Genomic DNA, 20,125 nt, shown 5'->3' with positions numbered 1-20,125 from the left:
TAACTCAAAGCACCTTCGCTTCGTTTTTCAGTTTCTCGACCAGTTCAGCCACCGACTTGACCTTGATACCCGCGCTGCGTGCAGCCGGCGCTTCGACTTTCAGGGTCTTGTTGGTGGAGGCGGTGGAAACGCCCAAAGCGTCCGGAGTCAGCACTTCGAGAGGCTTCTTCTTGGCTTTCATGATGTTTGGCAGAGACGCGTAGCGCGGCTCGTTCAAACGCAGGTCGGTGGTGACGATGGCCGGCAGTTTCAGGGAAACCGTCTGCGCGCCGCCGTCGATTTCGCGGGTCACGGCAACGCTGTCGCCCGACACTTCAACTTTCGATGCGAAGGTGCCCTGACCGTAGCCGCTCAATGCAGCGAGCATCTGGCCAGTCTGGTTGTTGTCGCTGTCGATGGCTTGTTTGCCGAGGATCACCAGCTGAGGCTGTTCCTTGTCGACAACAGCTTTCAACAACTTGGCAACCGCCAGGGAAGTCAGATCTTCAGCGGATTCGACGAGGATGGCGCGGTCGGCACCCAGAGCCAGCGCGGTGCGCAATTGCTCTTGAGCGGTGGACGGGCCGATGGAGACGACGACGATTTCAGTCGCCACGCCTTTCTCTTTCAGACGTACGGCTTCTTCCACTGCGATTTCGCAGAACGGGTTCATCGACATCTTGACGTTGGCGAGGTCGACGCCGGAATTGTCCGCCTTGACGCGAACCTTGACGTTGTAATCCACAACGCGTTTGACAGCTACAAGAACCTTCATGGATTCCTCGTTACTCTCCGGTGAAAAGAAAGTCGCCTAGGCGAACCTGGCGGTTGATGCTCATCGGCGCAAGGGCACCTCTAAAAACGCTGGCAGGTGTATCGGGTGAACTCTGCTCACGAGGCTGATAACCGTTCGTCAGTGGTGACCGACAAGTCATTCATTACCGTGGCGTGTAAACTGCGCGCGATACCTGCGCGGCGCTTCACCTTGTACTGCCATCGCCCTGTCTTTAGAGGTGCTCTTGAAACCTACATTCAGCCTACGGCGAGCGCAAAACCGACCGTATCTTGACCGGAACACCTATTCCGGTCAATACGGCAAAATGGCCAGTCATAAGCCGCGTGACTTTGATTTCTCTGGCTTTGAGCCGATTCAAACAAACGTTTGTATTGGACGCTAAGAGTGGTGTAGATATAATGCGCCACCCAAAGAGAAAGGTGGTTCATCGATTGTCCTCTGTGCCGCACCGTGGGGAATTCATGAATGCGACACCCAACCTCCAATTAGAAAAAAAACTGTTGAGCCTTGAGTAGGAGATAGCCTGTGGAACGCGAATACATGGAATTCGACGTGGTCATCGTCGGTGCCGGCCCCGCTGGCCTGTCCGCCGCCTGCCGTTTGAAGCAGAAGGCCGCCGAAGCCGGTAAGGAAATCAGCGTCTGCGTGGTCGAAAAAGGCTCCGAAGTCGGCGCTCACATCCTGTCCGGTGCCGTGTTCGAACCACGGGCCCTGAACGAACTGTTCCCGGACTGGAAAGAACTCGGCGCGCCGCTGAATACGCCAGTCACACGCGATGACATCTTCGTTCTGAAAAACGCCGACAGCGCGCAGAAGATTCCTGACTTCTTTGTGCCCAAGACCATGCACAACGAAGGCAACTACATCATCTCCCTGGGCAACCTGTGCCGCTGGCTGGCCCAGCAGGCCGAGAACCTGGGCGTGGAAATCTACCCGGGCTTCGCCGCCCAGGAAGCGCTGTTCGACGAGAATGGCGTGGTACGCGGGATCATCACTGGCGATCTGGGCGTTGACCGCGAAGGCAACCCGAAAGAAGGCCTGTACACCCCAGGCATGGAACTGCGCGCCAAGTACACGCTGTTCGCCGAAGGTTGCCGCGGCCATATCGGCAAGCAGCTGATCAAGCGCTTCAACCTCGACAGCGAAGCCGACGCCCAGCATTACGGCATCGGCCTGAAAGAAATCTGGGAAGTCGACCCGGCCAAGCACCAGCCAGGCCTGGTGGTCCACACCGCCGGTTGGCCGCTGGACATCATGGGCACCGAGAACACCGGCGGCTCGTTCCTCTATCACCTGGAAAACAATCAGGTGGTGGTCGGTCTGATCGTCGATCTTTCCTACAGCAACACCTTCCTGTCGCCGTTCGACGAGTTCCAGCGCCTCAAGCATCACCCGGTACTCAAGCAATACCTGGAAGGCGGCAAGCGCATCAGCTACGGCGCGCGTGCTATCTCCAAAGGCGGTCTGAACTCGCTGCCGAAAATGGTCTTCAAGGGCGGCGCGTTGATCGGTTGCGACCTCGGCACGTTGAACTTCGCCAAGATCAAAGGCAGTCACACCGCGATGAAGTCCGGCATGCTCGCCGCTGACGCCGTGGCCGATGCGCTGTTCGCCGATCTGGACGGCACGCAAGAGCTGACCACTTACGTCGACGCGTTCAAGAAGAGCTGGCTCTACGACGAACTGTTCGCCAGCCGCAACTTCGGCCCGGCGATTCACAAGTTCGGCGCCATCGTCGGCGGCGGTTTCAACTGGATCGACCAGAACATCTTCGGCGGCAAACTGCCGTTCACCCTGCACGACACCAAGCCGGATTACGCATGCCTGAAACTGGCGACCGACTGCAAGAAGATCGACTACCCGAAACCGGACGGCAAGCTCAGCTTCGACAAACTCAGCTCGGTGTTCATCTCCGGCACCAACCACGAAGAAGAGCAGCCGTGCCACCTGAAGCTGGCCGACGCGAGCATCCCGATCAGCAAGAACCTGCCGCTGTACGATGAACCTGCCCAGCGTTACTGCCCGGCCGGCGTGTACGAAGTGGTCACACAGGAAGACGGCGAGAAACGCTTTCAGATCAACGCCCAGAACTGCGTTCACTGCAAGACCTGCGACATCAAGGACCCTGCACAGAACATCACCTGGGTGGCGCCGGAAGGCTCTGGCGGCCCGACTTATCCGAACATGTAAGTTGAATCGCTGAACAACAAGGCTCCCGCAATGGGGGCCTTTTTGTTGCCCGCGAAGCGGTGCCTGACATCAAGCAGCCCGCTCATCCCCAGGATTACGCTCAAAGTAGCGCTTGTACTCACGGCTGAACTGCGACGTGCTCTGATACCCCACCCGATGCGCCACCTGGGCCACGCCCAAGCCTTCGCCTAGCAACAACTGCTGGGCCCTGAGCAAGCGCAAACGCTTCAAATATTGCACCGGCGACAACAACGTGCTGCGTTTGAAATGCTCATGAAACGTCGACGCGCTCATGTTGGCGCAACTGGCCAGGGTCTCGACGTTCAGCGGCTCGGTGTAATGCGCATGCAGATGACTCAGCGACGCCGCGATCCGCGCGAACTGCCCCTGCTGTTCCACCAACGCTCGCAACACATCGGCTTGCGGCCCGCGCAACGCCACGAACAACAATTCACGCAAGCGCGCCGGGCCCATGATCTGGCATTCCAGCGGATCGTGCAGGCAGCGCAACAACCGCTCCACGCAGCCGCGCATGGCATCGTCGAGCACCGCCGAGGTCATGGACTCGGGCGTCTGTGCGGGAACAGTGCGCCCCGGCGCCAGCCCCATGGCCAATACCAACTCACTGAGCAACACCCGGTCAATGGCGATGGAAACGCCCAGCATCGGGCCATCCGGAGCCGAAAACGTCTCGCATTCGAAGGGCACCGGCAACGCCTGGATCAGGTAATGCCCGGCACCGTACTCCAGAGTACGCGGGCCCAGGTACGCCAACTTGCTGCCTTGAGCGATGATCACCAGGCTTGGCTCGTAGATTTGCGGGCCACGGGCGACATCACAACTGGCTCGCATAACCTGCACGCCCGGCAACGCAGTCTTAGCGAAACCATCGCGAATGGTTAGCGGCTGGATCAGCGAAACCAGCGTGGCATTGGCATCGAGATGACGGGTCAACAACATGAAGAGCTCTTCAAAAAAGTCGCGAAAAAGGGATGAAAGCATCATCGCAGGTCTGAACGCCAATGCGACCAATCAACGCTGCATGCCGGAGGATTAGGCATGACACCCGGAGGAATCGCCATGGCCGGTAACCCGTGGGGTGCCCAGAATGGCTCGCCTCACCTGTCACTGCTTTTGCGAGGTTCACCATGTACACCGCCATCGGATACGCCGCTCAGTCAGCCACCACTCCCCTCGCCCCGATGAAATTCGAACGCCGCAGCCCCCGGGCCGACGATGTGGCGATCGAGATTCTCTACTGCGGCGTCTGCCATTCCGACATCCACCAGGCACGCAACGAGTGGGGCATTGCGGTTTACCCGCTGATGCCCGGCCACGAGATCGTCGGTAAAGTGACCGCCGTCGGTGCGAATGTGACCCAACACAAGGTCGGCGACCTGGTCGGCGTCGGCTGCATGGTCGACTCGTGCCGTCACTGCGAAGCCTGCCAGGCGGATCTGGAGCAATACTGCCTCGAAGGTCCGACCATGACGTATGCCACCCCGGACCGGGTCGATGGCAGCAACACCATGGGCGGTTACTCCGACAGCATCGTGGTCAGCGAGCACTTTGTCGTGCGTATTCCGGAGAAACTCGACCTGGCCAGCGCCGCGCCGATTCTGTGCGCCGGCATCACCACCTACTCGCCGCTCAAGCACTACGGCGTCAAGGCCGGCGACAAGGTCGGGGTTCTCGGCATGGGTGGCCTCGGTCACATGGGGATCAAGTTCGCCAAGGCGATGGGCGCTGAAGTGACATTGTTCACCCGCTCGGCGAGCAAGGCTGAAGAAGGTCGTCGTCAAGGCGCGGACCACGTGATCGTGTCCACCGACGCAGAACAGATGAAAGCCGCCGCAGGATATTTCGACTTCCTGCTGGACACCATTCCGGTGCAACACGACCTCAATCCCTACCTCGATACGTTGCGTTTCGACGGCGTACACATTCTGGTGGGCTTGATCGAACCGATTGATCCACCGGTCCACGCTGCCAAACTGGTATTGGGTCGTCGCGTGCTGGCCGGCTCGCTGATCGGCGGCATCGCCGAAACCCAGGAAGTGCTGGATTTCTGCGCCGAGCACGGCATCACCTGCGACATCGAAATGCTCGACATCCGCCAGATCAACGAGGCCTACACCCGCATGATTGCCGGTGACGTGAAGTACCGCTTCGTGATCGATATGGCGACGCTGAAAGTCTGATCAGACCCGCTCGACTTATACCTTCAAGCCGAGCTCCGCCGACAGCCGGGCTGTGACCCCTTTGATCAGGGGAATCAGCTCGGCCATTTTTTCCAATGGCATGTACGGCACGGTGCTGGCGATGCTGATACCGGCAACGATGCGCTTGCTGGCATCGCGAATTGGCGCCGCCACGCAGCGGATCGACGGTTCGTTGTCTTCCAGGTCGAAGGCATAACCGCCAGCCACGTACTCGATCATGCGCTGCTGAAACTGCTCCCAGGATTGCTCCGGGTGCTGCGGCCAGAACTGATTTTTCCCACCCACCGGCAAGCTGATTTCATACAGCCGTTGCCATTCTTCCTGTGTGTCGTCGAGCATCAGCGCCTTGCCGATCCCGGTACGCGCCAACGGCATGCGATGACCGACCCGCGAGCGCATTTCCGGACCATTGCGCCCCGGATTCTTGAGCAGGTACAGCACCTCGTCGCCCTCGCGAATCGCCAGGTGAATGGTGTCGCCGGTCGACGCCGACAATTCATCCAGATACGGCCCGGCCAGCGTCACCAGCGGCAGCTCTTCACGTGCCTGGAAACCCAGCTCGATCAGTTTCGGCCCCAGCAGATAACCAACTTGCGGCACCACCCGCAAATAACGCTCGTCCACCAGGCAACTGGCCAGACGATGAGTGGTGCTGCGTGTGGTGCCGATCAGCCGGGCGATTTCCTTGAGATCGCGGGCGCCACTGGCCACGGCCTGAACCACACCCAAACCACGAAGCAGTGTCTGGGTGCCAGTCGGCGCGGCGTCCTTGGCGATTTTTGGGGCGTCTTCCTGCATATCCAGCCTTTACCGTTGAGCGAGTGAACGGGCGGCATTATGGTCGCCCGAAGGCTGCGACTACAACTTGATACGCTCGACCTTGCCCACCAGCATCACGTAGGAAAGCGCGCCCAACAACGCCAGAACCGAGATATAGGTGATCGCCGGAGCAAACGAATCACCAGAGGCAAGGAAACCGATGACGATCGGCGTGGTAATCGCCGCCAGGTTGCCGATGAAATTGAACACCCCACCGGTCAATCCAAGCAAGCGCGCCGGGGCCAGGGTCGACACCAGCGACCAGGTAATCGAAGCCAGGCCGTTGCCGAAGAAGGCCAACGCGAGGAACGCAATCACCAGCGGCGTCGACTCGACGAAGTTGGCGCCGATGATCGAGGTGGAAATCAGCAGGCCGCCAATGATCGGCAACTTGCGGGCGAAGCCCACCGTGTAGCCGCGACGGATCAGAAAGTCCGAGAAAAACCCCGAGCACAGCACACCGACGAAAGCCGCCAGAAACGGTAGCGACGCCAGCAAGCCAGACTTGATGAAGTCCATGCCACGATATTTCACCAGGTAGGTCGGGAACCACGTCAGAAAAAACCACAACGTCGAATTGAGGCAGAATTGACCGAGGTAGATGCCCCACAACTTGCGCTTGCTCAGGACAATCCCAAGGTCGACCCAGCTGAACTTCGCCTTGGCTTTCGCGGATTCAGCCTGGATATCCACCAGCCCGCCGCCTTCGCGGATCAGCTCGATTTCCGCATCATTGGCGCCCTTGAAGTCCCGTGGTTCGCGATACACCGCGTACCAGATCACCGCCCAGATAATGCCCACCACGCCGGTGCTGACAAACACCATGTGCCAGCCATATTGGTGTTGCAGCCAGGCGAGTACCGGCGTGAGAAACGCCAGGCCGACGAACTGCCCGGAGGTGTAGAAACCAATGGCCGTGGCGCGTTCGCGCTCGGGGAACCAGGTCGTCACCACGCGGCTGTTGATCGGATACGCCGGCGCTTCCAGGGCACCGACGGCCATGCGCAGTACGAACAGCGCGATGAAACTGGCAGCGAAGCCGAGCATTACCGTGGCAATCGACCACAGCAGCAATGCGACGCTATACAGGATGCGCGGCGGCACCCGGTCCACCAGCCAGCCGCCGGGGATCTGCATGGCGGCGTAGGTCCAGCCGAAGGCGGAAAAGATCAACCCGACATGGATCGGATCGATGCCCAGATCGCTGGTCAGCGCCGGGGCGGCAATGGACAGGTTGCTGCGGTCCAGGTAGTTGATTACCACGGTGATGAACAACAGGACCATGATGAAAAACCGCTTGCGGCTCGGCGTCACCAACGACGCCTGCCCGGTGAGGGTTTGCGGTTGCATGGGGGGTGCCTCTTCTTATGTTTATTGAGGTCAATTTGAAGACTTGTTGATCGTTCCCACGCTCTGCGTGGGAATGCAGCCAGGGACGCTCTGCGTCCCAAGAGCGGACGCAGAGCGTCCGGTGAGGCATTCCCACGCAGAGCGTGGGAACGATCACCGCGTGAGTATCACCACTCGGCAAAGCTGCCATCGGCATGGCGCCAGATCGGGTTGCGCCAGCGATGGCCGACAGCGGCGCGTTCGATCACGTATTCCTCGTTGATCTCGATGCCCAGGCCCGGGCCGTTGGGGATTTTCACGAAGCCCTTGTCGTAGTCGAACACCCGCGGATCTTTCACATAATCGAGCAGGTCATTGCTCTCGTTGTAATGGATGCCCAGGCTCTGTTCCTGGATGAACGCGTTGTAGCAAACAGCGTCCAGTTGCAGGCACGCGGCCAGGGCAATCGGGCCCAACGGGCAATGCAGCGCCAATGCCACGTCGTAGGCTTCGGCCATGTTGGCGATCTTGCGGGTTTCGGTGATGCCGCCCGCGTGGGAGGCATCCGGCTGGATGATGTCGACGTAGCCTTCGCTGAGCACCCGCTTAAAGTCCCAACGCGAGAACAACCGCTCGCCGAGTGCAATCGGCGTGCTGGTGAGCGGCGCCAGTTCTTTCAGCGCTTCGTAATTTTCGCTGAGCACCGGCTCTTCGATGAACATCAGTTTGTACGGGTCGAGTTCCTTCATCAGCACCTTGGCCATGGGCTTGTGCACCCGACCATGGAAGTCCACACCGATGCCGACATTCGGGCCGACCGCATCGCGTACGGCGGCGACGTTGGCCAAGGCCAAGTCGACCTTCTCGAAGGAATCAAGGAATTGCAGTTCTTCGGTGCCGTTCATTTTCACCGCGGTGAAACCACGGCTGACCGCTTCTTTCGCGGCGCGAGCGGTGTCCGCCGGGCGATCACCACCGATCCACGAATAAACGCGAATCTTGTCCCGCACCTGACCACCCAGCAGATCGCTGACCGACACACCCAGCGCCTTGCCCTTGATGTCCCACAACGCCTGATCGATGCCGGCCAGGGCGCTCATGTGGATCGCGCCGCCACGGTAGAAGCCGCCACGGTAGAGCACGGTCCAGATGTCTTCGATATTGCGTGGGTCTTTGCCGATCAGGTAGTCGGACAATTCCTCAACCGCAGCAGCGACGGTGTGCGCGCGGCCTTCGACCACGGGCTCTCCCCAACCGGTCACGCCCTCGTCGGTTTCGACCTTGAGGAAGCACCAGCGCGGCGGAACGATGAAGGTAGTGAGTTTGGTGATTTTCATCTCTATTGTCTCTCTTGTAGATGCAGCGCTCACAGCGCCAAAAAGTCTTAACGCAATGCATTCCATGCAGCGACGTACGCCTTGGCGTTTACTGCCACTTGCTCAGGTGTCATGCCCGGCTTGAACAACCCGGAACCGAGGCCGAAACCTTTGACGCCGGCCTCGACAAACACCTGCATGTTGTCCGGCGTAATCCCACCCACCGGCACCAGCACCGTCCCTGCCGGCAACACCGCCAGCCAGGCTTTCACAACGGCGGGGCCCATCTGTTCGGCCGGGAACATCTTCAGCACATCCGCCCCTTCGGCCAATGCAGCAAAGGCTTCGGTCGGCGTTGCCACGCCCGGCGACAGCAACAGCCCCGCCGCCTTCGCCGCGCGCAACACTTTGGCATCGCTGTGGGGCATGACGATCACCTGGCCGCCCGCCGCTTTCACCTGCTCGACCTGTTCCGGCGTCAACACCGTGCCCGCACCGATCAGGCAATCGGCGGGTAACGTACTGCGCAGGATGCGGATACTTTCGTACGGCTCGGGGGAATTAAGTGGCACCTCGATGACGCGAAATCCGGCTGAATACAGGACTTCGCCGACGGCTGCCGCCTCTTGCGGACGCAGGCCACGCAGAATCGCGATCAGACCGTTTTGTGCCAGTGCTTGCTTGAGCATGTCAGACCTCCAGTCAGGTTTAACGGGATGGGTTTGCAGTGATCAGTCCGGCGGCGACCGCCAACTGCCACAAGCCGCGTTCGGTGGCCTGCTCGGCCAGGGTCACCCGGGTAAAACCGCAGGCGTCGAGCGCCCGGCTGTAGCGAGCGCAGAGTTGAGCGTTGCCGATGAGGACGATCGAGGGCAGGTGCACGCTGTTGCGCCGACGCCGCTGAACATTGGCCAGGGCCGACAGTTCATGGCCGATCAACAGGCCGGACAGATAGTCCGGCTGAGCGGTGGCGCTGAGTTCGCCGGTCAGCCCCAGGCTGCGGGCACTGAACAGCGTCGACAGCGGTCCGATCTCGCCATCCGCCGACAGCGCCACTTGCACGCCACGGTCAAACGCCTCGCCATCAAAAGACCCGCCGCGCTGCTGTGTGCGCCCGAGAATGCTGTGTTCGCTGAGCACGGCGAAGACTTCGCCGGTCATGAAGGTATCGAAATGCACGATGCAGCGGTCGGCCACTTGCACCCATTTCGAATGGCTGCCCGGCAGGCCGATCAACAGATCGTTGCCCGCCCCGCTCGGCAGACTCTGCAACACGCCGAGGACTTGGGTTTCCTCGCCGCGCATCACGTTCGGCAAACGCGAACGCTGAATCACGCCCGGCACGATGTGCACATCGACACCGCGAAGACTACGAACGGTTTGTAGGGAAGTTCCGAGATTGGCGACGTTCGCCGGCGTGTCGCAGTAGGCCGCTTCGCGCCAGCCCTGAGCACTGCCGACCATGCCGCAAGCAATCACCGGCAAATCGGGCTGCGCGTCGAGCCAGTCACCGCACGCCTCATCGAAGGCCAATTCAAAACCGTCGGCACATTCCTGGCCGGCGATGATTCGCGGCGTCTTGGGCAGCTGCATGATCCCGGACGACAGCGAGCGCTGTTCCAGCACCTGGCCACCGAAGCCGAGTTTGTAAGCACGTAATGAGGTTGTCCCCCAATCGAGCGCGATCAATTGCGCCAGCATCGCTTCACCTGTTTTGTTTTTTGGCAGTGAGTGAGCTGGACTATAGACCTGGATGCAGAGAAATCTCAATATATAAATATCACTCCCACATTATGGGATTTACAAATATAGCTAGATTTTCTTCGCCAAAGCTCTGCAACTCGGCCTCACCCACCGCGTGAGTTAGACCGCCGAGATTGCTGATTTCAGTCAGGGGTATACGTACTGGAAATCGGCCTTCGATGAAGGGAAGACCGGGATTTTCAAGAGTCTGATGAGCGGTAACTGGGAAGCAACGGAGTGATAAGGCCGCTTGCCCTTTTAAAACAGCGAGCCTTATTGGCAGGGAGTTTTCTACTTTTACTTTTTAGTGGCAGCCTTCAACAACTCTCCGACTGGTACATACATGAGGTTTGAGAAATACGTCTTGTATGTGGTGGTATGAACTCTAAACACACAAGAAATATAATCACGCCCTCTCAACAACGGGACTAATGCTTCACCCTGCAAATACTTCTCCCCTCCCTTACCACTTTCAGACTCACTGAAAATAACGTCAGCCTTATAGATTTCTTGTGGACTGTCCACAACCCTTTCTACAAAGCCAAAACCGGAACGTCTAATGTGATGCGCTTGAGAGAAATCCATGTCATCTTCCAACGAACATACAAGCCCTTCACCAATTCGTGACTTGAACAATCCGAGAATCGCCACATCAGACGTAAAATAAACTTGATAGATACCTGTTTCTCGAAGCTGTTCAACTTTTGAATAATGGAGCGTAGCGATAGGTTTTCCATGATTTAAAGAACAGGCCGAGCACATTAAAATTACAAAAAAAAGACAGAGCTTACGCATACAGATATCACTCCCTGAAATAGCTTAAAATAGACTCATTGAATATCTGACGAGCCGACTTTCCGGTTGGCAATACTTGCATAAACATCAGGTTGGCATCCGCATGGTTGATATCGACCCTGCCCATGACATTCGGACCTTGCGTGACTTCCCATTGCTCACCAAAGTCTGCCACCAGATCCGAAAAATTCCAGTTGACAGCAACTGCTCGAATATTCACCCGGTATTCGGCTTTCGGCTTTGGCTCTCGCCTGTAAATGTTTGATATACCGTAAACAACTTTACCCTCACCGACAGGATCTAAAGTCATCAACATCTTTACTTTAAACCCCCTATCGGTCAAAACACTAGATAAATGAGCACCATTCCATCCACCGAGACTATGGCCCACAATGTAAACCGCTGTGGAGCAATTGGGTATTCGACTGATTACATTCTTTTCTAAGTCTTCATCACTAATAAATGCATTATAGCTGAGAGCCCACGAAGGACAGCGATTAAATATATTCAACTTTTTTGCATCTGCAATAGCTATATCACGAACATAACCAATGTTATTATTCGGACCAGTAAGATAATAGCTTTCTTGATCCCCCGCGCCACCTATAAAAAATATAACCAAATCTCGCAAGCCAACAGAAACCTGCTTGACAGACTGATCTGTCTTGCACGTAAGCGTATGAGTTTTGACCTCTCTTTTTGCCAAGGGTGTTTCTACCGTCGCGTTTTCACCGGCCATCCTTGGTCACTCCACAAACAATTTAATGGTTTCAGCCAAATGCGAACTGACGGTATGGGTAAACCCGGACGCATCCGTGATGCCATGCTCTTCGCTGCCGTCCCCACGCTGAATGGTGTAGGGGTGATAGGGAACCGGCTCTCCAGTTGCCTCATTGACCACTTGCAACCTGTCCGTGAAGTGCACCGGCATCGGCAGCAATCCACTAAATGCAGCGCCTCCTCCACTTTGCCCAATAATCACAGTTCCGGAGCCACCAACCACCACGTTGCCGTGACCACCAGTACTATCGAGCGTTGCAGCGTTGAGGCCATTGATAAATACCGTGCTGGAGACGGCGCCGGTGATCGGGCTGCCGCAGGCGGATTTATCGGTCATGCGTGCAGCGGCGAGGCCGTCGAAGAACACATCCGGGGAACCGGACACGATCGGGTTGGTGCCATGGCCCGGCAACGGGCACGCGGTCGGGTCGGTGACGCGCGCAGCGGGTTTCCACTCAAGTCAAAGCTCCTTGCTTCTGAGATTCAGGGTGAGGCTGATAGACATCAATTTCGGCCGCGGCGAAGCGCCAGCGGTTATCGACCGGGTCGAATAGCGCGTGACAATCGTCATGGCTGGAAGATGAAACGTTGTGAAGGGTTTGCCAGGCCTCGGCGACTTGCCATTCCAGATCCGCATCCGAGACGCTGTCGAAGTCGTTGAGCCAGGCGTTGTAGTCGCGCAAGCCGATCCGGTCATAGGATGTTTGCAGCAGGCTGGTCATCTGCGGGCCGAAGTCGATGTAATGCTCTGCGGTCCATTGACCGATGTCGGAATAGACGTACCAGCCCATGGGTAACAATGTGCCATTATTCAATAACGATTGATCCGCCAGGACAACGAAGCCACAGCAGACGTGTAGCGTCAGCCAGCCCTGATGATCCTGGATCAACTGATTTGGATCGAACGTGCGAAGCGGAACAACGCGGTACTCCTCAAGACCGCGACTACGCATCATCAACTCGGCATCCAGACGCGAGACGAACGCCCGGATCGCCTTACCGCCCGTGCGGTTGAGAGTGCAAAGGATGTCCACCGGCTGGCGATGGCGGTCGTCCGTGGAGCCAAGGTTTTTCACCAGGCCATACAAACGCATCGTCGCCCGAAGTCCGCTCATCGCCAGTCACTCATTGACGTAGCAAAGGCTCCACGGGCGTGGAGGAAGAGTGCCAAGGGCATTGCAAGTGTCGTCCGTGAGCGCGCAAAAGGCGCACAGAATGCCGGACTAGAGCGGTGTAGACAACCGATGCGTATCAGATCGCCATCAATCGATCAGCCGCCCTCGGCAAAATCCCTCAACACCGCCCCATCCATCCGATACCGCACCCACTCTTCCTGTGGCTGTGCGCCAAGGGATTTGTAGAATTCGATCGCCGGCTTGTTCCAGTCCAGCACGCTCCATTCGAAACGGCCGCAGTCATTGGCGCAGGCGATTTTCGCCAGGTGGCGCAGCAAGGTTTTACCGGCGCCGCCGCCCCGTTGTTCGGGCGTGATGTAGAGGTCTTCGAGGTACAGGCAATTGCTGCCCAACCAGGTGGAATAGCTGAAAAAGAACACCGCGAAGCCGATCGGCAGGCCATCGCGCAGGCAGATCAGGCCATGGGCGGTGGCGCCTTCGCTGAACAGGCTGCGCTCGATGTCGGCGACGCTGGCGATGACTTCGTGGCGGGCACGTTCGAAGTCGGCCAGTTCAGTGATGAACGCGAGGATTTGCGGAGCATCGCTGGGGGTTGCCGGGCGGATTTCGATCGTCATGAACGTGCCTTGTGAAAAGTTGAAAACGCCATACTAAGTCCGCGCGCGGCGCTCGTCACATGAGAAATGGTGGTGAGGGGCCTTTGTAGCTAATGTCGATGAGTTAAGAAGATTTCAGCTGCGACGCACTCCTTGTAGCAGCTGCCGAGCCTGCGAGGCTGCGTTCGGCAGCTGCTACAGGCATTAAGCCAAACTCCTTCGCCAAAGCGTTTCCCACAAAAGGACTTTTATGACCAACGCCACTTTCGCGCCGCTGCACACTCTGGCTTGTGAACTGCTGCCTCATGCACTGGAACCTGGCGAGGATGGCGCCCATGACCTGTCGCACTTGCAGCGGGTGTGGCACAACGTGCGCACGCTTCATGCCGAAGAAGGCGGCGATCTTGAGGTGCTGCTGGCAGCCGTGCTGTTGCACGATTGCGTGGCGGTGGAGAAAAACTCGCCGCTGCGCTCACAGGCCTCACGGCTGGCGGCACAGAAAGCGTCGACAGTTCTGATAGCCATGGATTGGCCTGGCGCAAAAACCACTGCGGTCGTCCACGCCATCGAAGCCCATAGCTTCAGCGCCAACATCACGCCCATCACCCTCGAAGCGAAAATCATCCAGGACGCCGACCGCCTCGATTCCCTTGGCATGCTCGGTGTGGCGCGTACTTTCTACATTGCCGGGCGCATGGGCAGTGCGTTGTATGACCCTTTGGACCCAGAGGCCAAAGAACGGGACTACGACGACAAGCGCTTTTGCCTCGATCATTTCCATACCAAGTTGCTGCACTTGGCGGACGGTTTCCAAACGACCACCGGTCAACGTCTGGCACAGATTCGCCACGAACGCCTGAAGGGTTTCATGGAGCTGTTCAAGGAAGAAATCGGTGTCGAATAATCAGCCAGGACGACACCACTCGTCGTTCATCAGGCACCAATTCAGGTCAGGAAGGACCAATATCGGGTAAGGACTCTAATCAACGGAGACCACACCATGATCACATCCCGACTGACCGCCCTCGCTCTCACCACATTGCTCGCCTCTGTCGCGTTCGCCGCGACCACCTCTTCCGGGACCGACCCGACCGATCCAGTCGAAAGGCCCAAATCTGCGGCCACCCACGGCATCGACAGCGGCCGGTCGCCTTCTCCGACGGCCACAGACCCACGGGTTTATCACGACGACGCGAGCCGTCAGGGCGGCATGACCCAGACACCCGACAACGCCGGAACCGGCGTCGGCTCGAAAACCACCACCGGTGGCTCGGGCTCCGAAGGCCGTAGTACTAGCCCATAAGTTCGCCGATGCGAGAGACATGCAATACCTGTCGATACTAACGAAGAGGTAACCATGAACGTCGATAAAAACCTGGAAAAAGAAGTCCTGACCCGCCTGCTGCACGCCCACCCAAGTGGCTTGGGCAAGGAGGTTCTGGACAATTACCGGGGGGAGAAAGTCGTGGCCAGCACCCTCGCCACTCTGCAGGAGCGCGGATTGATCCAGCACGGTCATGTGACCTGCAACGAAGCCGGCGAGCACTCGCTGAACCTGCCAATCAAACTCAGCGCCGCAGGGGTTGAAGCGGCGCGCAAGCTGGATATTTAACCGATAGGCGCTGCAACAGGTTGCGATCTTTGCCTGTGAGTGTTTGAAGAGCAAAGATCGCAGGCTTCGCCAGCCCCTACAACCAGGAGAAATTCCATGCCTCGTGGAAGCAAAGACAAATACACCGCCGAGCAAAAACGCAAGGCCGAACACATCGAAGAAAGCTACGAACACAAAGGCGTGTCGAAAGATGAAGCCGAAGCTCGCGCCTGGGCCACGGTGAACAAGCAGTCCGGTGGCGGTGAACGCGCTGGCGGCTCCGGGCGCAAGAAACCGGCCAGCGCCAAGTCTGCAGATCGCAAGGAATCATCCCGACGTGCAGTGGCCACCCGTGAAGGCAAGCCGCGCAACAGCAAGGCTTCGCGCGATACGCAAACGGTGGACAGCCTGATGAAAGAAGCCCGGGCGAAGAAGATTCCAGGGCGCTCGAGCATGCGCAAGCAGGAGTTGATCGAGGCGTTGCGCAAGGCCGGGTAAGGGTCCGGATTTGAGGTGAGCTTGCTCGCGAAAGCGGTGGATCAAGCGCCGAAAGTCTCGCGGATCAACGCATCCACCTCCACCGCCCCCGGCGAAGTCGCCGGCCCCCAGCGAGTGACCGCCAATGCCGCCGCCGCATTCGCCCGCCGCGCCGCTTCGGCCGCCGATAATCCGTGCGCCAACCCGGCGACAAAAACGCCCGCGTGAGCATCCCCTGCGCCATTGCTGTCCACCGCCTCGACCTTGAATCCCGGCACATGTTGGTGATCGCCACGCTGGCTGATCCAGCACCCTTGTGGCCCATCGCGAACCACCGTCAACACCTCGGAGGACAGATGATCCGCCAATCGATGCAATGCCTCGCCGATGTCCGTCGCCCCGGTAAACCGCAGCGCCTCGACACGGTTGCTGGTCCACAGATCGATGCGCGGTAACAAGGCCTTCATCAGTGGCGCGTCTGGCGAAGCCACCAACGGCCCCGGATCGAACACCACCTTGACCCCGTCCGGCAAATCCAGCACCCAATCCACCAGCGCCTGAGCCTTGCCGCCATGCAGCAGGCTATAGCCGCTGACATAGACAAAATCGCCCGCCTCGGCCGGCACACTCGCCAGGTCTTCGGCGGTCAATTCGCCTTCGGCACCGATGCAGGAAATGAACGTGCGCTCGGCCGAGGCTTCGGTCAGCGCGACGCACAGCCCGGTGTCGCGCTCGGTGCTCTGATCGATGCCGATCCGAATGCCTTCAGCCGTCATCGCCTCTCGGGCCATGTCGCCGAAACGGCCCTTGCCGTGGCCGCCGAGGTAGACCACCGGCAAGCCGTTTCGCCGGGCCGCGGCCATCACATTGAAGCCACCGCCAGCCTCGAAACGGGCGGATTGCGCCAACACGTCACCGCCCGATTGAGGCAATTTATCCACGGCCATGACCAGGTCGATCATGACCTGGCCGGTGTGTAGCATTTTAGGCATGAGCCGGCTCGATCAACGCAGTGCGGCGATCCTTGGCACCGCCGAGTACCCAGTAAATGCCGCCGGCCACCAGGAACGTCACAATCCAGCCCAGGCCGTTGTGGCCCAGCCAGGAGTCGGACAAAAAGCCGCGGAACCAGACATCTTGCTCGGTGGTGCCAATGGTGGTGAAGCTGAAACCCAGCACAATCGCCAACGCCCATGCACCGAAGGCGCGCCACTCGACGCCGCCGCGATACCAGTAGGCGCTGCTCGGGCTGACGTCCAGCAGGTCCTTGGGGCTGTAGTAATGCCGATGAATCAGGTCGACCACGAAGATCCCGACCCACGCCGTGATCGGCACGGCCAGCAAGGAAATGAAGGTGATGAACGGGCCGTAAAAGCTCTCGGCGATCAGCATGAAGTAGATCGAACCGGCGAAAATCGCAATGATATCTAGCACCACCGCATACACGCGCTTGACCTTCAGGCCGAGGGTCAGCGTGGTCAAACCGGCGGAGTACACCGACAGGTTGTTCGACAGCAGCAGCCCGCCGAACGCGGTAATCAGGTACGGCACGGCCATCCAGGTCGGCAGCATGTCGCGGATCGCGACGATCGGGTCAGTGGCCGAGGCCAGATCATGGTTGCCCACTGACAGCAGGCCGCCGAGGGTGATCAGCAGCACCAGCGGAATCCCCGCACCGAACGCCGCCGACGCCACCAGACGCACGGCTTTGACACTGCGGTGCTGGTAGCGCGACATGTCGGCACCGGCGTTGGCCCAACCGATCCCGGTGCCGGCGGCCATGGTGCCGATGCCGATGATCATTGCGCTCAGTGGCGCAGGCGTCGCATTGAACACGGCGCCCCAGTCGATGGTCGCGCAGAGGAAACCGCCGACCAGGATGTTCAACGCACCGAACACATAGGTCGCCCATCTCTGGATCACCAGCAACGTGGCGTGACCGAGGCCGGACACCGACAACGTCAGCAGCACAAAAATCGCGATGAACACCAGGGTCAGCAGCGGCGCGCTTTTGGCTTCCACCGGCGAGCCGAACAGGATTGAGCACAGCGATAGCAAGACGAACGCGGCGGTGGTGGTATTGACGGTTTCCCAACCCAGACGCGACATCAGCGAGACCAGGGTCGGGCCGATATTGCCGCGCACACCGAAGATAGCTCGCGACAACGTCAGGCTCGGTGCGCGACCACGGCGACCGGCGATGGAGATGATCCCGACCACTGCGAACGAACCGGCGGCACCGAGGATGGCGACGATGATCGCCTGCCAGATCGCCAGGCCGCGGAAGGCCACCAGCGTGGCGCCCAACGGCAAGCCGAGAATGGAAATGTTAGCCGCAAACCAGACCCAGAACAGTTGCTGCGGATGACCATTGCACTCCCCTTCCGGCACCGGCTCGATACCACGGGTTTCCAATTGCCCGGCACTTTGCCCGGTGTTCGATGAACTCATGAAAACTGCTCCTGTTGCCATTGTTGTGGTTGCGGGCAATTCGGAAGTCGACATAACTTTCCGGCGGTCCTGGCCATATCAGTGCGCTCCATTGCGGATGAAAAATTCAAATATGCGGTGGGCCTATCGCGGGCTTGCCCGCGATGGCTTCAGTACAGTCAACGCAAGGCCAACAGCCCCTGCACCAACGGTTCCAGCTGCAAATCATTTACCGCCTTAACCTGCTCGATCATCGCCACCGGCCAACTCTCAAGCCCCAGACAGGCCCCAAGCATGGCGCCGAGAATTGCCGCGATGGTGTCGGTATCACCGCCCAGGCTGGCAGCCATGCACAACGCTTCGAAAGCCGTCATCTGCCCGATAGCCACTTGCCGAGCCAGCGCAAACGACACCACCACCGACTCCTGCGAGGCCACCGACGTGCCGATCACGTCGTACAACAAGTCCGCCAGCAACGCCTTGTCGCTGTCGACGCTGATGCTCCACGCCCAACTGATACGCGAGGCGATACGTCCGCCAGCGACCCAGTGCCCATGATGTTCGGCTTGCTGAGCGATCTGCTGGCCGAGGTCCAATGCCTCGCCCAGGTCCATGCCGTTGATCCCGGCAGAAACCACCGCCGCCACCGCCGCCGCACTGGCAATTCCCAGCGTGGTGTTGTGGGTCACCTGACAGGCTTGCACCACGGCGCGGATGAAACGTTCGGGATCGGCAACGTCGGCCGCAATCCCCACCGGCGTGATGCGCATCGCCGCGCCATTGGTGGTGCCGTGGCGACCTGCCTCTTCCAGCGAGCGGCCGGCGAGGATCATCTCGATCGCGCGTTTGGTCGAGGGGCCGAGCAAATCCTGCGAGCCCTTGGTTTGCATCGCGGCTTCCCATTCGATCAAGCGCTGGGCCAGCACCGCCGGTTCGATCCAGCCCTCGCCTTGAATCAATAACTGACCGACCAGGATCGCCTGTTCGGTATCGTCAGTGATCGAGCCTTTGGGCATGTTTGCGGCGATTGGTTGATCCGGGCCAGCGTCTTGCAGATCGGTAATTTCGCCGAAGCGCGTCTTGATCTCGGCGCGGCTCAGGGATTGGGTGGGCATGCCCAGCGCATCGCCCAGGGCCAGTCCATAGAACGCGCCGAGGGCACGGTCGAGCGCGGTCATTTTGAAGTTCCAATTTGCAGGTGCAGACGAAAATGCACCGGATCGAGCAGGCTTTCGACCTGTTCCATGAAGCGGTTCTGACGGTCGTAAGTGGTGCGCAGGGCCTTGAGGAATACCGTACCCTCCGGGCGCCCGAGCAATTCGGCGTCTTCGGCATTCAAGGGTTCGGCGCCGATCCACTGATCCCCGTGGTCGCCGATATAGCCGTAGGCGGCCAACGTGATGGTCAGGGAGTCATCGATCAGACCGACTCGCGGCAGGCCTTCCAGGCCTCCGGTGGCGGGCATCAATGAACGCTCAAGGGACACCAGCGTGCCATCGGTGCCACGGCGGCGACGGTCGAGCGTGATGAACTGGTCGGTGCCGAAACGTGGTAGCAGGTCAGGACGGGTGACCGCCTCCAGCCGCAGCACTTCGGTATTGATCAGCGCCCCATTGTCGGCCAACGCCTGGGCCCAGCCGCTGCGCTGATCGAGCACCACACCGTCGAACGTGACGATGGACCCCACCCCGCTTTGCGAAGCGATGTACTGGCGCCGTTTCAGTTCGGCCAGGGCTTCACGCAACGTGCCACGGCTGACCTTGAATTCTTGAGCCAACCGATGTTCGCCCGGCAATAGAACGCCGTCCTCCATGAGGCCGTTTTCGATGCGCCGGACGAGCTCGTCGAGCGCCTGTTGTTTCTTGTCAATTCGTAGCGGTCTAATCATGTACACCTCGGGTGTACCGTCATAGCTGAAAGGGGTTG

Annotated in this window: 21 protein-coding genes and 1 pseudogene; 6 read left to right on the top strand and 16 right to left on the bottom strand. The window is 59.2% G+C overall.

The annotated features are described in order from the left end of the window. Positions 1-4: 4 nt before the first annotated feature. A complete protein-coding gene (locus MMG91_RS13195; protein ID WP_159994520.1) occupies positions 5-754 on the bottom strand; it encodes an electron transfer flavoprotein subunit beta/FixA family protein in 750 nt (249 codons plus the stop codon). A 546-nt stretch (positions 755-1,300) separates the two neighbouring features. On the opposite strand from MMG91_RS13195, the gene MMG91_RS13190 reads away from it, so the two are divergent. After that, complete coding sequence (locus tag MMG91_RS13190) at positions 1,301-2,965, top strand: electron transfer flavoprotein-ubiquinone oxidoreductase (protein ID WP_310659846.1); 1,665 nt, start codon at positions 1,301-1,303, stop codon at positions 2,963-2,965. Between the two features lie 69 nt (positions 2,966-3,034). On the opposite strand, the gene MMG91_RS13185 is transcribed toward MMG91_RS13190, so the two are convergent. Then, entirely contained in the window at positions 3,035-3,925 is an 891-nt protein-coding gene (locus tag MMG91_RS13185; RefSeq protein WP_305446463.1) for an AraC family transcriptional regulator, read from the bottom strand. Positions 3,926-4,113: 188 nt separating this feature from the next. Here MMG91_RS13185 and MMG91_RS13180 point away from each other — a divergent pair, with 188 nt between their 5' ends. Next, positions 4,114-5,166 carry an NAD(P)-dependent alcohol dehydrogenase gene (locus tag MMG91_RS13180; RefSeq protein ID WP_310659845.1) on the top strand — a complete coding sequence of 351 codons (1,053 nt, stop codon included), beginning with the start codon at positions 4,114-4,116 and terminating at the stop codon, positions 5,164-5,166. 15 nt (positions 5,167-5,181) lie between these two features. Here the strand turns inward: MMG91_RS13180 and MMG91_RS13175 are convergent, their stop codons facing one another. From MMG91_RS13175 to MMG91_RS13130, 10 genes and pseudogenes are all read right to left on the bottom strand, one after another. Then, a complete protein-coding gene (locus MMG91_RS13175) occupies positions 5,182-5,985 on the bottom strand; it encodes an IclR family transcriptional regulator (protein ID WP_310659844.1) in 804 nt (267 codons plus the stop codon). 60 nt (positions 5,986-6,045) lie between these two features. Continuing rightward, positions 6,046-7,356, bottom strand: coding sequence for an MFS transporter (locus MMG91_RS13170; RefSeq protein WP_310659843.1), 1,311 nt, complete (start codon positions 7,354-7,356; stop codon positions 6,046-6,048). A 167-nt stretch (positions 7,357-7,523) separates the two neighbouring features. After that, entirely contained in the window at positions 7,524-8,672 is a 1,149-nt protein-coding gene (gene dgoD, locus MMG91_RS13165; RefSeq protein WP_007903915.1) for a galactonate dehydratase, read from the bottom strand. 47 nt (positions 8,673-8,719) lie between these two features. Beyond that, positions 8,720-9,340, bottom strand: coding sequence for a 2-dehydro-3-deoxy-6-phosphogalactonate aldolase (locus tag MMG91_RS13160; protein ID WP_305446467.1), 621 nt, complete (start codon positions 9,338-9,340; stop codon positions 8,720-8,722). Between the two features lie 19 nt (positions 9,341-9,359). After that, entirely contained in the window at positions 9,360-10,352 is a 993-nt protein-coding gene (locus tag MMG91_RS13155; RefSeq protein WP_310659842.1) for a 2-dehydro-3-deoxygalactonokinase, read from the bottom strand. Between the two features lie 339 nt (positions 10,353-10,691). Beyond that, positions 10,692-11,189, bottom strand: coding sequence for a hypothetical protein (locus MMG91_RS13150; protein WP_310659841.1), 498 nt, complete (start codon positions 11,187-11,189; stop codon positions 10,692-10,694). A 7-nt stretch (positions 11,190-11,196) separates the two neighbouring features. Beyond that, complete coding sequence (locus tag MMG91_RS13145; RefSeq protein ID WP_310659840.1) at positions 11,197-11,928, bottom strand: alpha/beta hydrolase; 732 nt, start codon at positions 11,926-11,928, stop codon at positions 11,197-11,199. A 6-nt stretch (positions 11,929-11,934) separates the two neighbouring features. Next, positions 11,935-12,420, bottom strand: a pseudogene (locus tag MMG91_RS13140) (PAAR domain-containing protein); the annotation flags it as partial. Positions 12,421-12,424: 4 nt separating this feature from the next. Beyond that, on the bottom strand, positions 12,425-13,084 hold the full coding sequence (locus tag MMG91_RS13135) for a hypothetical protein (protein ID WP_310659839.1): 660 nt from the start codon (positions 13,082-13,084) through the stop codon (positions 12,425-12,427). A gap of 155 nt (positions 13,085-13,239) precedes the next feature. Beyond that, a complete protein-coding gene (locus MMG91_RS13130) occupies positions 13,240-13,722 on the bottom strand; it encodes a GNAT family N-acetyltransferase (RefSeq protein ID WP_018926195.1) in 483 nt (160 codons plus the stop codon). A 229-nt stretch (positions 13,723-13,951) separates the two neighbouring features. Between MMG91_RS13130 and MMG91_RS13125 the strand changes: the two genes are divergently transcribed. The 4 genes from MMG91_RS13125 (at position 13,952) to MMG91_RS13110 (ending at position 15,790) form a co-directional block, all read left to right on the top strand. Then, positions 13,952-14,605 carry an HD domain-containing protein gene (locus MMG91_RS13125; RefSeq protein WP_310659838.1) on the top strand — a complete coding sequence of 218 codons (654 nt, stop codon included), beginning with the start codon at positions 13,952-13,954 and terminating at the stop codon, positions 14,603-14,605. A 96-nt stretch (positions 14,606-14,701) separates the two neighbouring features. Then, positions 14,702-15,004, top strand: a complete 303-nt coding sequence (locus tag MMG91_RS13120; RefSeq protein WP_310659837.1) for a hypothetical protein — start codon at positions 14,702-14,704, stop codon at positions 15,002-15,004. A gap of 54 nt (positions 15,005-15,058) precedes the next feature. Then, the gene (locus tag MMG91_RS13115; protein WP_030131987.1) at positions 15,059-15,313 is read left to right on the top strand and encodes a hypothetical protein; all 255 of its coding nucleotides are present in this window, start codon (positions 15,059-15,061) and stop codon (positions 15,311-15,313) included. Positions 15,314-15,409: 96 nt separating this feature from the next. Continuing rightward, positions 15,410-15,790 carry a Rho termination factor N-terminal domain-containing protein gene (locus tag MMG91_RS13110; RefSeq protein ID WP_038982111.1) on the top strand — a complete coding sequence of 127 codons (381 nt, stop codon included), beginning with the start codon at positions 15,410-15,412 and terminating at the stop codon, positions 15,788-15,790. A 41-nt stretch (positions 15,791-15,831) separates the two neighbouring features. Here MMG91_RS13110 and MMG91_RS13105 read toward each other — a convergent pair whose 3' ends face one another. The 4 genes from MMG91_RS13105 to MMG91_RS13090 form a co-directional block, all read right to left on the bottom strand. Beyond that, positions 15,832-16,761, bottom strand: a complete 930-nt coding sequence (locus MMG91_RS13105) for a PfkB family carbohydrate kinase (protein WP_310659836.1) — start codon at positions 16,759-16,761, stop codon at positions 15,832-15,834. Continuing rightward, positions 16,754-18,220: a cytosine permease gene (locus MMG91_RS13100; RefSeq protein WP_310659835.1), complete on the bottom strand. Its 1,467-nt coding sequence runs from the start codon at positions 18,218-18,220 to the stop codon at positions 16,754-16,756. Before MMG91_RS13100 ends, MMG91_RS13105 begins: the two co-directional genes overlap by 8 nt. Positions 18,221-18,378: 158 nt before the next feature. Further along, positions 18,379-19,377 (bottom strand): ADP-ribosylglycohydrolase family protein, encoded by a 999-nt coding sequence (locus MMG91_RS13095; RefSeq protein ID WP_310659834.1) that lies wholly within the window; start codon positions 19,375-19,377, stop codon positions 18,379-18,381. Next, positions 19,374-20,087, bottom strand: a complete 714-nt coding sequence (locus MMG91_RS13090) for a GntR family transcriptional regulator (protein ID WP_310659833.1) — start codon at positions 20,085-20,087, stop codon at positions 19,374-19,376. Before MMG91_RS13090 ends, MMG91_RS13095 begins: the two co-directional genes overlap by 4 nt. Positions 20,088-20,125: the final 38 nt, after the last annotated feature.

Origin of the sequence: Pseudomonas sp. JL3, from assembly GCF_031570575.1 — a bacterium.
In the GTDB taxonomy this organism is placed as follows: Bacteria; Pseudomonadota; Gammaproteobacteria; order Pseudomonadales; family Pseudomonadaceae; genus Aquipseudomonas; species Aquipseudomonas cucumis.
This window is presented reverse-complemented; position numbering and strand designations above follow the sequence as displayed.

Coding starts and splice junctions, on each gene's coding strand:
- MMG91_RS13175 (WP_310659844.1), bottom strand. CDS start 5,985: ATGCAGGAAGACGCCCCAAAAATCGCCAAGGACGCCGCGCCGACTGGC.
- MMG91_RS13110 (WP_038982111.1), top strand. CDS start 15,410: ATGCCTCGTGGAAGCAAAGACAAATACACCGCCGAGCAAAAACGCAAG.
- MMG91_RS13120 (WP_310659837.1), top strand. CDS start 14,702: ATGATCACATCCCGACTGACCGCCCTCGCTCTCACCACATTGCTCGCC.
- MMG91_RS13155 (WP_310659842.1), bottom strand. CDS start 10,352: ATGCTGGCGCAATTGATCGCGCTCGATTGGGGGACAACCTCATTACGT.
- MMG91_RS13100 (WP_310659835.1), bottom strand. CDS start 18,220: ATGAGTTCATCGAACACCGGGCAAAGTGCCGGGCAATTGGAAACCCGT.
- MMG91_RS13195 (WP_159994520.1), bottom strand. CDS start 754: ATGAAGGTTCTTGTAGCTGTCAAACGCGTTGTGGATTACAACGTCAAG.
- MMG91_RS13105 (WP_310659836.1), bottom strand. CDS start 16,761: ATGCCTAAAATGCTACACACCGGCCAGGTCATGATCGACCTGGTCATG.
- MMG91_RS13180 (WP_310659845.1), top strand. CDS start 4,114: ATGTACACCGCCATCGGATACGCCGCTCAGTCAGCCACCACTCCCCTC.
- MMG91_RS13135 (WP_310659839.1), bottom strand. CDS start 13,084: ATGAGCGGACTTCGGGCGACGATGCGTTTGTATGGCCTGGTGAAAAAC.
- MMG91_RS13095 (WP_310659834.1), bottom strand. CDS start 19,377: ATGACCGCGCTCGACCGTGCCCTCGGCGCGTTCTATGGACTGGCCCTG.
- MMG91_RS13145 (WP_310659840.1), bottom strand. CDS start 11,928: ATGGCCGGTGAAAACGCGACGGTAGAAACACCCTTGGCAAAAAGAGAG.
- MMG91_RS13090 (WP_310659833.1), bottom strand. CDS start 20,087: ATGATTAGACCGCTACGAATTGACAAGAAACAACAGGCGCTCGACGAG.
- dgoD (WP_007903915.1), bottom strand. CDS start 8,672: ATGAAAATCACCAAACTCACTACCTTCATCGTTCCGCCGCGCTGGTGC.
- MMG91_RS13185 (WP_305446463.1), bottom strand. CDS start 3,925: ATGTTGTTGACCCGTCATCTCGATGCCAATGCCACGCTGGTTTCGCTG.
- MMG91_RS13115 (WP_030131987.1), top strand. CDS start 15,059: ATGAACGTCGATAAAAACCTGGAAAAAGAAGTCCTGACCCGCCTGCTG.
- MMG91_RS13160 (WP_305446467.1), bottom strand. CDS start 9,340: ATGCTCAAGCAAGCACTGGCACAAAACGGTCTGATCGCGATTCTGCGT.
- MMG91_RS13125 (WP_310659838.1), top strand. CDS start 13,952: ATGACCAACGCCACTTTCGCGCCGCTGCACACTCTGGCTTGTGAACTG.
- MMG91_RS13150 (WP_310659841.1), bottom strand. CDS start 11,189: ATGCGTAAGCTCTGTCTTTTTTTTGTAATTTTAATGTGCTCGGCCTGT.
- MMG91_RS13130 (WP_018926195.1), bottom strand. CDS start 13,722: ATGACGATCGAAATCCGCCCGGCAACCCCCAGCGATGCTCCGCAAATC.
- MMG91_RS13170 (WP_310659843.1), bottom strand. CDS start 7,356: ATGCAACCGCAAACCCTCACCGGGCAGGCGTCGTTGGTGACGCCGAGC.